General features: G+C 25.6%; 15 protein-coding genes. 13 read left to right on the top strand and 2 right to left on the bottom strand.

The features are described 5' to 3' along the window. Positions 1-344 precede the first annotated feature (344 nt). The 13 genes from R5Z65_RS08485 (at position 345) to R5Z65_RS08425 (ending at position 10,884) form a co-directional block, all read left to right on the top strand. Complete coding sequence (locus R5Z65_RS08485) at positions 345-524, top strand: DUF4321 domain-containing protein (RefSeq protein WP_317368515.1); 180 nt, start codon at positions 345-347, stop codon at positions 522-524. 12 nt (positions 525-536) lie between these two features. Continuing rightward, positions 537-1,145, top strand: a complete 609-nt coding sequence (locus tag R5Z65_RS08480) for a nucleoside triphosphate pyrophosphatase (RefSeq protein WP_317368514.1) — start codon at positions 537-539, stop codon at positions 1,143-1,145. 206 nt (positions 1,146-1,351) lie between these two features. Further along, positions 1,352-2,389 carry a rod shape-determining protein gene (locus tag R5Z65_RS08475; protein WP_317368512.1) on the top strand — a complete coding sequence of 346 codons (1,038 nt, stop codon included), beginning with the start codon at positions 1,352-1,354 and terminating at the stop codon, positions 2,387-2,389. Positions 2,390-2,401: 12 nt separating this feature from the next. Beyond that, on the top strand, positions 2,402-3,226 hold the full coding sequence (gene mreC, locus R5Z65_RS08470; RefSeq protein ID WP_317368510.1) for a rod shape-determining protein MreC: 825 nt from the start codon (positions 2,402-2,404) through the stop codon (positions 3,224-3,226). Between the two features lie 88 nt (positions 3,227-3,314). Then, the gene (gene mreD / locus R5Z65_RS08465; RefSeq protein ID WP_317368508.1) at positions 3,315-3,833 is read left to right on the top strand and encodes a rod shape-determining protein MreD; all 519 of its coding nucleotides are present in this window, start codon (positions 3,315-3,317) and stop codon (positions 3,831-3,833) included. 25 nt (positions 3,834-3,858) lie between these two features. Further along, on the top strand, positions 3,859-6,399 hold the full coding sequence (locus tag R5Z65_RS08460; RefSeq protein ID WP_317368506.1) for a penicillin-binding transpeptidase domain-containing protein: 2,541 nt from the start codon (positions 3,859-3,861) through the stop codon (positions 6,397-6,399). Positions 6,400-6,425: 26 nt separating this feature from the next. Beyond that, a complete protein-coding gene (gene minC / locus R5Z65_RS08455; RefSeq protein ID WP_317368505.1) occupies positions 6,426-7,103 on the top strand; it encodes a septum site-determining protein MinC in 678 nt (225 codons plus the stop codon). Between the two features lie 119 nt (positions 7,104-7,222). Further along, entirely contained in the window at positions 7,223-8,023 is an 801-nt protein-coding gene (gene minD / locus R5Z65_RS08450; RefSeq protein WP_317368504.1) for a septum site-determining protein MinD, read from the top strand. 44 nt (positions 8,024-8,067) lie between these two features. Further along, the gene (gene minE / locus R5Z65_RS08445; RefSeq protein WP_331678032.1) at positions 8,068-8,343 is read left to right on the top strand and encodes a cell division topological specificity factor MinE; all 276 of its coding nucleotides are present in this window, start codon (positions 8,068-8,070) and stop codon (positions 8,341-8,343) included. A gap of 138 nt (positions 8,344-8,481) precedes the next feature. Further along, on the top strand, positions 8,482-9,591 hold the full coding sequence (locus R5Z65_RS08440) for an FtsW/RodA/SpoVE family cell cycle protein (protein ID WP_317368501.1): 1,110 nt from the start codon (positions 8,482-8,484) through the stop codon (positions 9,589-9,591). A 74-nt stretch (positions 9,592-9,665) separates the two neighbouring features. Further along, positions 9,666-10,064 (top strand): methylglyoxal synthase, encoded by a 399-nt coding sequence (locus R5Z65_RS08435; protein ID WP_317368499.1) that lies wholly within the window; start codon positions 9,666-9,668, stop codon positions 10,062-10,064. Between the two features lie 5 nt (positions 10,065-10,069). Next, entirely contained in the window at positions 10,070-10,327 is a 258-nt protein-coding gene (locus tag R5Z65_RS10190; protein WP_317368498.1) for a DUF1294 domain-containing protein, read from the top strand. Further along, positions 10,324-10,884: a histidine phosphatase family protein gene (locus R5Z65_RS08425; protein ID WP_317368497.1), complete on the top strand. Its 561-nt coding sequence runs from the start codon at positions 10,324-10,326 to the stop codon at positions 10,882-10,884. Before R5Z65_RS10190 ends, R5Z65_RS08425 begins: the two co-directional genes overlap by 4 nt. A gap of 39 nt (positions 10,885-10,923) precedes the next feature. On the opposite strand, the gene R5Z65_RS08420 is transcribed toward R5Z65_RS08425, so the two are convergent. Together R5Z65_RS08420 and R5Z65_RS08415 are read right to left on the bottom strand one after the other, a co-directional pair. Then, the gene (locus tag R5Z65_RS08420; RefSeq protein WP_317368495.1) at positions 10,924-12,177 is read right to left on the bottom strand and encodes a GHKL domain-containing protein; all 1,254 of its coding nucleotides are present in this window, start codon (positions 12,175-12,177) and stop codon (positions 10,924-10,926) included. A 5-nt stretch (positions 12,178-12,182) separates the two neighbouring features. Next, positions 12,183-12,365, bottom strand: a 183-nt coding sequence (locus tag R5Z65_RS08415) for a LytTR family transcriptional regulator DNA-binding domain-containing protein (protein ID WP_317368494.1), incomplete at its 5' end; no start/stop codon positions are given.

Here is a 12,365-nt window from a genome sequence, read left to right as displayed (position 1 = left end):
AATTTTTGATAAAATATTAAAATATCATTTTACATTTTAATGTGCTTTAATCTACTATATTTAGTATTACTTTATTGTTCTTATTATCTTTGTTAAAAAATATTTTAATTAAAACATATGTTTAATACTTTAACAAAAGTTTTAATTTAATATTTATATTTTTTATTGAAAAAAATACAAAATTATTATAAAATATACAAGGTTAATAAATTTTAATACAAAATATGTTAAAATTATAAATCTAACTATATAAAGGGGTTGATTTTATAAAAAGTTCAAAAAACACTTTAATATTTATACTAACTGTAATATCCGGTTTGGTTATTGGTTGTTTCATAGGAGATATGGTAAAAGGTATAAAATATCTTAATTGGTTAAGTTATGGCAAAACTATAGGGTTAACATCACCTTTATCAATTAATTTAGAAATATTATCTATACAGTTTTCTTTTACAATAAAGTTTACTCTTTCAGGAATTATAGGTATGATTATATCTATAATAATATACAAAAAATTATCTTAAAGGTGGTTTATTATGAAAAAGATTATATTAGCCTCATCTTCCCCAAGAAGATGTGCATTATTAAATCAAATGGGAATAATTTTTGATTTACAACCTAGTAATATAGATGAAGATGCTTTTAATCATTTAAAAGGTAGCGAACTTGTTAAAACCCTTTCAATAGAAAAAGCCAAAAATATATTTAACAAATTAGAAAGAAAAGAAGAGAATATACTAATAATAGGCTGTGATAGTATTGTATCATTTGAAGATAAGATACTAGGAAAACCAAAAGATAAACAAGATGCCCTTAATATGCTTATGCTTTTAAACGGAAATATGCATACAGTTTTTACAGGACTTAGTGTTATAGGTTTTAAAGACAATGTATATTTTGAAGAAACTATTTGCTCATCTTCTAATGTTTATTTTTCAAAATTTTCTAAAAACCAATTACTAGAATATGTAAATACTTTAGAACCTATGGATAAAGCAGGCTCATATGGTATACAAGGAAAAGGTGGATTTTTAGTATCTAAAATAGATGGTGATTTTTATTCTATTATGGGGCTACCTATAAACAAACTTTATAATTTACTTAATAAATATGGCTTTTTATGTCATAAAAAATTTACAAATTAGATTTTGCTTTACACTTGATATATAGTTAAAAACATTGTATTATATATTAGTATAAATTTATATTTACAAAATAATACAATATTATTTAAATATATACATTTACATACTAATTTTATATTAAAAATTTCATTATATAATTTAGTTTAGTATTACTTTTATAAATTTTTGGATATAATATAAATGATTTATTTTTTAGGAGGATATGTATGTTATCGATGACAAAAGATATGGGAATAGATTTAGGGACGGCTAATACACTTGTTTTTGTTAAAGGAAAAGGTATTATAGTAAATGAGCCTTCTGTTGTAGCTATAAATACATTAACAAGACAGGTTTTAGCCGTTGGTGATGAAGCTAAAAAAATGATTGGACGTACACCAGGCTCTATACAAGCTATTAGACCTATGAAAGATGGTGTTATAGCAGATTTTGAAGTTACTCAAGAAATGTTAAAATACTTTATAGGCAAAGCATATAATAAATCCTTATTTTCTAGTAAACCAAGAATAGTTATATGCGTTCCTTCTGGTGTTACAGAAGTTGAAAAACGTGCTGTTATAGAGGCGGCTATGGCTGCTGGTGCTAAAGAAAAAAATGCCTACCTTATAGAAGAACCTATGGCTGCTGCCATTGGTGCTGGTCTTCCTGTTGGAGAGCCTTCTGGTAATATGGTTGTAGATATTGGTGGTGGTACAAGTGAAGTTGCTGTTATATCATTAGGTGGCATAGTTACAAGTAAATCTATAAGAGTTGCTGGTGATGTATTTGATGCGTCTATTGTAAGTTACATTAAAAAAGAATATAACTTAGCTATTGGTGATAGAAGTGCTGAAAATATTAAAGTAACTATAGGTTGTGCTCATCTTGGCGATGAAAAAACAGAAATGGACATAAGAGGTCGTGACTTAGTTACTGGACTTCCTAAAACAATTACTGTTACAGCTAAAGAGATACAAAATGCGTTAAATGAGCCTGTATACTCTATGATAGACGCTATTAAATCTACTCTAGAAAAAACTCCTCCAGAGCTTGCATCTGACATAATGGAAACAGGTATATATTTAACTGGTGGTGGTGCTTTATTAAAAGGACTTGATGTGCTTATATCTAAAGAAACTGGTATGCCTGTTCATATAGCAAATGAACCTTTAAATTGTGTTGCTTTAGGTACTGGTATGGTTTTAGAACAAATAGACACTTTAAAAAATGTTCTTATATCATCTCAAAGATTAAGAATGAACTAAGGGGCGTTTATATTGAAAGTATTTCTAAAAAATAAAAAAATATTTGTAGGTATTTTTATAATATTATGTATATTTTTAGGTTTGTTTTCTTTTAATAGGTTAAGCCCTACTCTGTTTGAGCGTAGCTTTGGTTTTATTATTACTCCTATACAAAATGCTATAACTTCTTCTAACAAATGGCTTGGGAAAAAAATTAAAGCATTTTCTGATATAAACAAGCTAGAAAAAGAAAATGAAGATTTAAAGCTTGAACTTGAGCTAAAAAGTCAAGAAATAAGTAGACTAAAGCAATTAGAAAGAGAAAACAAAAAATTATCCGAGCTTTTAGATGCTTCTTCAAAATACGGAGAGCTATCTACAATAACTAGTAATATCATAGCTAAAGACCCTGGAAATTGGTACGAAACTTTTATAATAGACAAAGGCGCTAAAGATGGTATAGAAAAAAATATGGTTGTTTTAGCTTTTGGTGGGTTGGTAGGTAAAGTAGAAGAAGTTGGAGATAGTTATGCTAAAGTTAGCTCTATAATAAATGGTACCTATTCTGTTACATCTAAAACTTTAAGAAGTGATGATGAGGGATTTGTTAAAGGAGATATAGCAAATAAAGGTATGTTAAAAATGGACTATATAGACAAAGATGCAGAAATAAAAGAAGGTGATGAAATAGTTACATCTCATTTAAGCGATATTTACCCTGCAGGTATAACTATTGGCTCTGTAACAGAAATTCACTTAGATACTGATAATAAATTATCCAAAACTGCTACAATAAAGCCTGCTGTTGACTTTAAACATTTAGAAAAAGTTTTAATTATTAACAAAAGTAATAAATAAATACCCCTTTTGTTAATTTTAAGGTTAGTATTACATATAAATGTATAAAACTACCTTACATATAAATTTTATTTTTGGAGGGTTTTAATTGCGTTATATAACTTATGTAGCTCTAATCTTAATAAATTTTATTTTGCAAACTACTGTATTTAACTATATAGAAATTATAGGTGTTAAACCTAATACAATGATTATACTAATAGTATCTTTTTCTTTTATGCGTGGAGAAATAGAAGGAGGTATTATAGGCTTTTTTTCTGGACTTTTAATAGATTCTTTCTTTGGGCAATTTTTAGGGTTAAATGCTTTTATAGGACTTACAGTTGGTTTTATATGTGGAAAGATATTTAACGAATTTTATAAAGACAGTATTATTATCCCCTTCTTTCTAACTTTTATTTTTAATATTTTTTATGGGTTTTTATTTTTCTTTTTTAATGCATTTTTAAGAGGATACCCTAACATACTACCTTTTCTAAAATCTATAATTATACCAGAAACATTATATACATCTATTTTATCATTTTTTGTTTATAAAATTTTACTTATAATAAATAAAAAATTAGAAAAATATGACCGTAAAAAGAAAAACTTATTTAAACAATAGTTCCTAAATTTTTAGGAGGTGAAATATGAAAAGACGTTTAAATACTAATAACCATACTTTAAGACTTTTAATAATATTTATTGCCATTAGTGTATTATTTTTTATTTTAATAGCAAAGCTATATACTTTACAAATAGTACAAGGTGAATTTTTAAAAAATCAAGTTTTAGGAAGTATTTTAAAACCTGTAAACTTAGAGGCTCCTCGTGGCAATATATATGATAAATTTGGTCGTCCTTTAGCAGTAAATGAATCTTCTTTTACTGTAAATATAGACCCTAGTACAAATATAAATCCAAAAATAACAGGCTTTAGCTTAAATGATGTTATTTTAAAAACAATGAATGTTTTACAAAGTAATAACGAACAAATAATTGATGAATTCCCTATATCAAAAGAAAAACCATATACATTTCTTTTTAATGGTAGCGAATCATTGGAAAAAACTTGGAAAAATGATATGAATTTAGAAAAAAATTCTTTAGATATTCCATTAGAAGATATAACAGCAGAACAAGCATTTAATTTTTTAAAAGAAAAATTTGAAATAGACCCTTCTCTATCTGATGAAGATGCAAGAAAAATATTGATTGTTAGGTCGGAGCTTCATAAAAGAAGATTTTCTAAATTTATTCCTGTAACTTTAGCATACGATGTTAGCCAAAAAACAATATCTAAAATAGAAGAAAACTCATCAGAATTTTTAAGTATATATATTGATGTTGAAGGTAAAAGAGTATATCCTGCTGGAGATTCATTTTCTCATACATTAGGATATATAAGAAGTATTAATCCAGATGAATTAAAATACTATCAAAGCAAAGGCTTTAAAGAATATGACAATAATGATATAGTTGGAAAAGAAGGAATAGAAAAAGCTTTTGAAACTACTCTTAATGGAATTGATGGTACTGCTTATTATGAAGTAGATAACTTAGGTAGAAAAATTAAAAAAAATGAAGATTCATCTGAAGAACCTATCCCTGGTGATGATGTATTTTTAACACTAGATGCAAATTTAAATAATGTTATTTATAATGCCGTAGAAACTACATTAAGTGAAGTTATTATAAATAGACTTTTAGGTAAAAATTATAATGGGCCAAATCTATCATCTAAAGATATATTTTCTAGTATGGTAAAAGCTAATACATTAGATATGAAAAAAATATTAGCATCTAAAGATAATACTTACTCTTACAAATTAAAAAACTATATCTTGTCTAAAAATTCAAATAATGCAAATGATTTAGAAGAATCTAAAAAAATTTTAGCAGATGGTATAAAAAATAACTTAGTATCACAAAATGCAATGATTTTAGCATTATATGAACAAGGTGTAATTGTAGATAATGAAAAATATGTTAACCGTATAAAATCTGGAAATTTATCTCCTCTACAATTTTTAATTGATAAGTTAACATCATTACAAATAACCCCTCATATGACAGGAATGCTACAAGCACCTGCTTCTGCATCAGTTATTGTTTCAGATATAAAATCAGGTGCTATATTGTCCAGTGTATCTTATCCATCTTATGATAATAATAGATTTGTTAATAATTTTGATAATGATTATTATAGACAGCTTCATAATGACCCTACATCTCCTATGAATAATAGGCCTTTTACAGAACCTAGAGCTCCAGGTTCTACATTTAAACCAATAACAGCCGTAGCAGCTTTAGAAAATGGTATAATAACCCCTAGGACAACTATTTATGATAAAGACATTTTTAAAGAAGCTGGAAAGCCTTATGCTCAATGTTGGATACACGGTAGCCACGGTAATGTTGATGTTGAAAAATCTTTAGAAGTGTCTTGTAACTACTTTTATTATGATATATCACATAGAATGGGAATACAAATATTAAATAAATATATGGAAGAATTTGGACTTAATCAAAGGTCTGGTGTAGAAATTTATGAGTTATATGATTCTTCAAATTTAAAAAAATATCCTTCTAAAATTTCATCACCAGAATATAAAAGATATATCGAATCTTCTAGAAATCCAGAAGCCGAAGAAAGAGATTTATCTTGGAAAGCTGGAGATACAATAAGAACATCTATTGGGCAAGCATATAATAACTATACTGCATCTATAATAGTTAAATATACAGCTACACTAGCTAATGGTGGATACAGATATTCATTACACTTTTTAGATAAAATAGCCGATAATAATGGTAACATATTAGAAGAGTATGAACCTATATTAGAGCATAAAATAAATATTGCTCCAGAAAATTTAAAAGCTATACATAATGGTATGTATAGAGTTACTACTGGAAGCCACGGTACTTTAACTAAAGCATTTAAAGACTTTCCTGTTAAAGTAGCTGCAAAGTCTGGAACTGCCCAAGAAAACCTAAAATATAACAACCACAATGTTTATATAGGTTTTGCTCCATATGATGACCCACAAATAGCTATATCAGTTTTTATTCCTTATGGTGATGATAGCTATTCACCTGCCCCAAAAATTACTAAAAAAATATTAGAAGAATATCTAGCACTTAATAAAGAACCAGAAAAAAAATATACAAACAGTCTTACTAAATGATTATTACTATTAGGGAGGTAAATATTTTGAATAAAAATATAGTTATCTTTAAAGGTTCAAATGATGGTATATCAATTATACTTGATGAAAATGCAACTTTTAAAGACATTGAGGTTGCTCTTTTAGAAAAAGTAAAAAATGCAAAATCTTTTTTTAAAGATGCTAATATTTGTATAAATTTTAAAGGCAAAAATTTATCAGAATGTGAAGAATCAAAACTTTTAGAAATTATTTGTAAAGAGTCTGGTTTAGATATTTCATTTGTAAATAGTAGTAAAATTAAAAATAAAGAAGAACCTGTTGTATCTTCTTCTTTAAATGATAATATACAACAAAATAATTTTATACAACAAAATTTTACACTAGATAATAATACTAATTTTACACATTTTCATAAAGGCTCTTTACGCAGTGGGCAAAAGATAAGTTTTGCTGGTAGTGTTGTTATAATAGGCGATGTAAACCCCGGTGGAGAAATTATAGCAGAAGGAAATGTAATTGTCTTAGGAAAATTAAAAGGGGTTGTACACGCTGGTTGTACTGGCAATAAAAATTGTTATATATCGGCTTTATATATGATGCCCACACAGCTAATAATAGGAGATTGCCTGGTGTACTTCCCTACCGACACAAAAAGAGATATTGTTCCAGAATATGCCTATGTAAAAGACAATCAAATATTTGTAGAGCAATTAATTAAATGATTATGTATAAATTTGTTAATATTTGCTAAAAAAAATTAGTGCAATTTTTATAAAATTCTGTTAATATATATGTATATTAAAAATTTTATATTTTTATTTTATATTCAGGAGGAGTTTTAATGAGTGAAGTTATAGTTATTACATCTGGTAAAGGTGGCGTTGGTAAAACAACTACGTCTGCAAATCTAGGTACTGGGCTTGCCCTTGCAGGCAAAAAAGTTGCTATGATAGATGCAGATATTGGGCTTCGTAATTTAGATGTTATAATGGGCTTAGAAAATAGAATAGTATATGATCTTATAGATGTTATCGAAGGTAATTGTAGATTAAAACAAGCTCTTATTAAAGATAAACGCTATGACAATTTATTTTTATTACCTGCTGCACAAACAAGAGATAAAGATGCAGTTAGCCCAGAACAAATGCAAAAATTATGTGATACACTAAAAGAAGAATTTGATTATGTAATTATAGATTGTCCTGCTGGTATAGAGCAAGGCTTTAAAAATGCTATAGCTGGTGCTGATAAGTCTATAGTTGTTACAACTCCAGAAGTATCTGCTGTTCGTGATGCTGATAGGATAATTGGTCTTTTAGAAGCTAATGAACTAAATAACCCTATGCTTATTTTAAATCGTATTAGGGTAGATATGGTTAAAAAAGGTGATATGATGGCTATGGAAGATGTAACAGAAATATTAGCCATAGATATACTGGGCATAGTGCCTGATGATGAAAGTATTGTTATATCTGCTAATAAGGGTGAACCTGCTGTTACAGATAATAATTCTAAAGCTGGACAAGCATATAGAAATATAGCACAAAGAATAATGGGAAATGATGTTCCTCTTATGGAGCTATCTACTAATGAAACTTTATTAGAAAAATTAAAAAACCTATTTAACAAAAAAGCTCAATAGTTATAAGTTATCTTAAAACAAGGGAGGAATTATAAGTGCTAGATATGTTTAATAATTTGTTTAGTAAAAAATCTTCATCTAAAGATGTTGCTAAAGATAGGTTAAAGCTTGTTTTAATTCACGATAGAGCAAACTGCTCAACTCAAGTTTTAGAAATGTTAAAAACAGATATTATACGTGTTATATCAAACTATATGGAAATAGATGAAGAAGAATTGGACATTCAAATAACAAAAACAGAAACAGATAATAAAGAAAATAGTGTTCCTATGCTATATGCCAACATACCTATTAAAAGTATGCATAAAAATCAAGGATAATCTTATTACATATTTAAGCCCCAATTTTAAAAAAGCGGAGTATTCTCTGCTTTTTTAAAGTATTGAAAATTATAATATAGAAAGGATTTTTATATGCTAAAGAAAAAATTTCTTTATTTTGATTATCTACTGGTATTAATGGTTTTTTGTATGGTTATTATTGGTATAACTGCTATAGGTAGTGCTAATAGGATTAATACATTAGAAATAGGTTTTAACGAAAAATTTTTAAGCTCTGAATTTATGAATCAGATTATTTGGTTTATTATTGGTATAATAGGAATGCTTTTAGCTGCATTTATAGATTATAGGTTTATTGCAAAATTTTATATATCAATATATATTTTCAATTTAATACTATTAGTACTTGTAATATCTCCTTTGGGCAAAACTATTAATAATGTTAAAAGATGGATTTTTGGTATACAACCTTCCGAATTTTCTAAAATATTTATGATTATTTTTATAGCTGTATTTATAGATAAACATAAAGAAAGTATAAATGAATTTAAAACATTGTTTATGCTAGCTATATTAACCTTTATACCAATAGCTTTAATACAAGCACAGCCATCATTATCTGCGTCATTAGTTATATTATCAATTCTAACCTTTCAGGTTTTTGCTGGAAACTTAGATTTTAAATATATTAAAATTATTTTAATTATTTTTATTCCAATTATTGTTATACTATCAATAGATATTTTAAGTGGGAAATATTTTATTTTAAGTAAAATTTTAAAAGGATACCAACTAAAAAGAGTAATATCTATTCTTTCTTTTGACTTAAATACAACGGATAGTTCTTTATATCAAACTAGAAATTCTGCTTGGGCCATTGGTTCTGGTCAGCTTTTGGGCAAAGGACTTTTTAATGGCAGTATGAACCAATTAAATTATATCCCCTTCTCTCACAATGATTTTATATTTGCTGTCATTGGAGAAGAATTTGGATTTATTGGTTGTTGCATAGTTATATTTTTAGCTTTATTAATATTAGCTAAATGTCTTATTATAGCTAATAAAGCCGTAGATACTCTTGGAATGCTCATTGTTGTTGGCGTAGTTGGTATGTTAGCTTTTCAAATATTTATAAATATTGGTGTTGCTACAAGCCTACTACCTAATACTGGTATGCCATTTCCATTTTTGAGTGCTGGAGGTAGTTCTATGCTTATCAATATGGCTTCTATCGGACTAGTTTTAAATGTTTCTATGACTAGACCAAAAAATTTATTTGAAAAATAAACAAATTATTATTTATTTTTCAATAGTTTTTGTGTTATAATATAATAAATATTAATTTTAAGGGGTGAAGTATTATGAATATTGCATTAGTTGCACACGACAATAAAAAAATTCTTATGGAAAATTTATGTATTGCTTATAGGCATATTTTAAATAAACATACTTTATTTGCTACTGGCTCAACAGGAACATTAGTGGAAGAAACAGCCAATTTAAGTGTAAATAAATATTTAGCTGGACATTTAGGTGGGGAGCAACAGCTTGGCTCTCAAATTATAAATAATGATATAGATTTACTTATATTTTTAAGAGACCCATCTTGTGCCAAAGACTACGAGGACGATATTAACAGCATAATGCGATTATGTGATACTCACAATATTCCTCTAGCAAGCAATCTTGCTACAGCAGAAGCTCTTCTATTAACTCTTGATAGAGGTGATTTAGATTGGAGAGAAATTATGAAACAATAATTTTTATGTATTATATACTAATAAACTTTATTACATTTAATCTTATTTGGATTGATAAACAAAAAGCTATTAAACATAAATGGCGTATAAGAGAAACTACCTTATTTACATTTTTTATTATAGGTGGATTTTTAGGTGGTTTCTTTTCAATGAAAATATTTAACCATAAAACAAAAAAATTTAAATTTTACTTTATGTTTTTTATATCTACCATTATACATATTTTTATTGTATTTATACTATATAAGGAGAGATTTTTATGACAAATATTTATTTTGTAAGACACGCTGAACCAGATTTTAATGTAAAATGTGATAGGACAAGACCTTTAACTAAAAAAGGTGAACAAGATACAGCAAAAGTTTTAGAGTTTTTTAAAGATAAAAATATTGATTTACTACTATCTAGTCCATATAAAAGAGCTATTGATACAATAAAACCTTTTGCAAATTATCTAAAAAAAGATATAGAATTAATAGAGGATTTTAGAGAAAGAAAAATAGATAGCTGTTGGATAGATGATTTTGAAAAATTTTCTATAAATCAATGGAAAGATTTTGATTATAAGCTTAGCGATGGTGAAAGTTTAAAAGAGGTTCAGACTAGGAATATTAAAGAGCTTAATAATGTTTTAAACAAATATAGTAATAAAAATATAATTATTGGTAGCCACGGAACAGCTATTTCTACAATTATAAATTTTTATGATAATTCTTTTAATTATGAAAATTTTAAAAAAATAAGAAACATTATGCCATTAGTAGTTAAATTTTCATTTAATGATAAAAACTTAAAATCAATTGAATTTTATAATATATAAATACATAATTCCCCCAAATTATATTGGGGGTTTTTATACCTAAGGAATAATTAAAGATATATCCACATTAAAGTCTTTTTCATTATATTCTATGTCCATTAATCCATTATATTTTTTTACAACATTTTGTATATTATATATCCCTATTCCAGATTCTAACTTATTATTTTTTCTGCTTATAATATATTTATCCTTTTTGTTTATAACCCCATCAAAACTATTTTTACACTTTATAATAAGTAAATTATCTTTAAATATTAAATCTAACAGTATATATTTATCTATATTTTTTAAATCTATACTACAAGCTTCAATAGCATTATCTAGTAAGTTACTTAATATTATGGTAATGTCCACAGAATTTATATTAAAATCATTAGGTATTTTTATATTAAAATCATATTTTATATTATTTTCCTTTATTTCATCTATTTTAAAGTTTAAAATACTATCTATAATAATATTTTGTGTAAAGTTAATTTTTTCTATATGATTTATTTTACCTAAAATATCATCTACATACTCTTTTAATTCTAAAAATTTTTCATCATCTAATAATGATTTTATAATACTAATATGATTTTTATAATCGTGTTTTACAGATTTAGATACTTTATTTAGCCTATTTATTGTATCAAGCTGTTGTTTATAATATTTGTTTTGCTTTTTTATAATACTAATTTTAAATTTTTCATTATTGTATTCTATAGTTGTAACATAAATATAAATAGATATAATCACTATGTATAAAACTATAGTTACTGAAAATGGTATTTTATTATTTCCCTCTGTAAAAACCATAATATTAAATACCATACAAAGAGTAAATACTAAGATAACATACAAATTTATAGCTATTTTTTTTTGCACAGAAGTGAAAAATTTAATTAAGATATATATTAAAAATAACATTACTTGATTAGTTAATTGAAATATTATTTTTTCTTGTTTATTTTCTAATAACATATTTAATATTGGCATTCCATAAAGCTGATAAGTTATAATTTTTGATAATGAAATAATACAAGATACTAACACTGTACAAGAATACTTTAAGCCCAAATTAATATCATAATTATTTATAATTAAAAATATACCTATTACATTAGTGAATAAATTAACAAGTGGTACATCTATAAAAATATAAGTTAAGGTGCTTATAAAATAACCTGATATACAAGATAAAATTTCAATTTTTTTATTTTTAGCTGGTTTATTTATAAATATTTTTATGTATTTATATATAAAGATAAATCCTATAATATTTAATATAGCATAAATTAAATTACACACTTATTTCAACCTTTCATATACAATTTTAATATTTTATCTTTATTTGACCTACTAATAGGTATTCTTATATTATTTTTAATAAATAATTCTGTATTAGTAATTTTAATTATGTACTTTTTATTTACTAAAAATGAATTATGTGTTTGTATAAAATTAAATTTTTCTAATTCTATATTAATATCCTTTAA

It is taken from the genome of uncultured Tyzzerella sp., assembly GCF_963558545.1.
In the GTDB taxonomy this organism is placed as follows: Bacteria; Bacillota; Clostridia; order Lachnospirales; family CAG-274; genus Tyzzerella.
This window is presented reverse-complemented; position numbering and strand designations above follow the sequence as displayed.

Bases quoted from the DNA above. Each gene is read 5' to 3' on its own strand.
- R5Z65_RS08435 (WP_317368499.1), top strand. From the start codon at position 9,666: ATGAATATTGCATTAGTTGCACACGACAATAAAAAAATTCTTATGGAA.
- minE (WP_331678032.1), top strand. From the start codon at position 8,068: ATGTTTAATAATTTGTTTAGTAAAAAATCTTCATCTAAAGATGTTGCT.
- R5Z65_RS10190 (WP_317368498.1), top strand. From the start codon at position 10,070: ATGTATTATATACTAATAAACTTTATTACATTTAATCTTATTTGGATT.
- R5Z65_RS08460 (WP_317368506.1), top strand. From the start codon at position 3,859: ATGAAAAGACGTTTAAATACTAATAACCATACTTTAAGACTTTTAATA.
- minD (WP_317368504.1), top strand. From the start codon at position 7,223: ATGAGTGAAGTTATAGTTATTACATCTGGTAAAGGTGGCGTTGGTAAA.
- R5Z65_RS08480 (WP_317368514.1), top strand. From the start codon at position 537: ATGAAAAAGATTATATTAGCCTCATCTTCCCCAAGAAGATGTGCATTA.
- R5Z65_RS08485 (WP_317368515.1), top strand. From the start codon at position 345: ATGGTAAAAGGTATAAAATATCTTAATTGGTTAAGTTATGGCAAAACT.
- R5Z65_RS08425 (WP_317368497.1), top strand. From the start codon at position 10,324: ATGACAAATATTTATTTTGTAAGACACGCTGAACCAGATTTTAATGTA.
- R5Z65_RS08440 (WP_317368501.1), top strand. From the start codon at position 8,482: ATGGTTTTTTGTATGGTTATTATTGGTATAACTGCTATAGGTAGTGCT.
- R5Z65_RS08475 (WP_317368512.1), top strand. From the start codon at position 1,352: ATGTTATCGATGACAAAAGATATGGGAATAGATTTAGGGACGGCTAAT.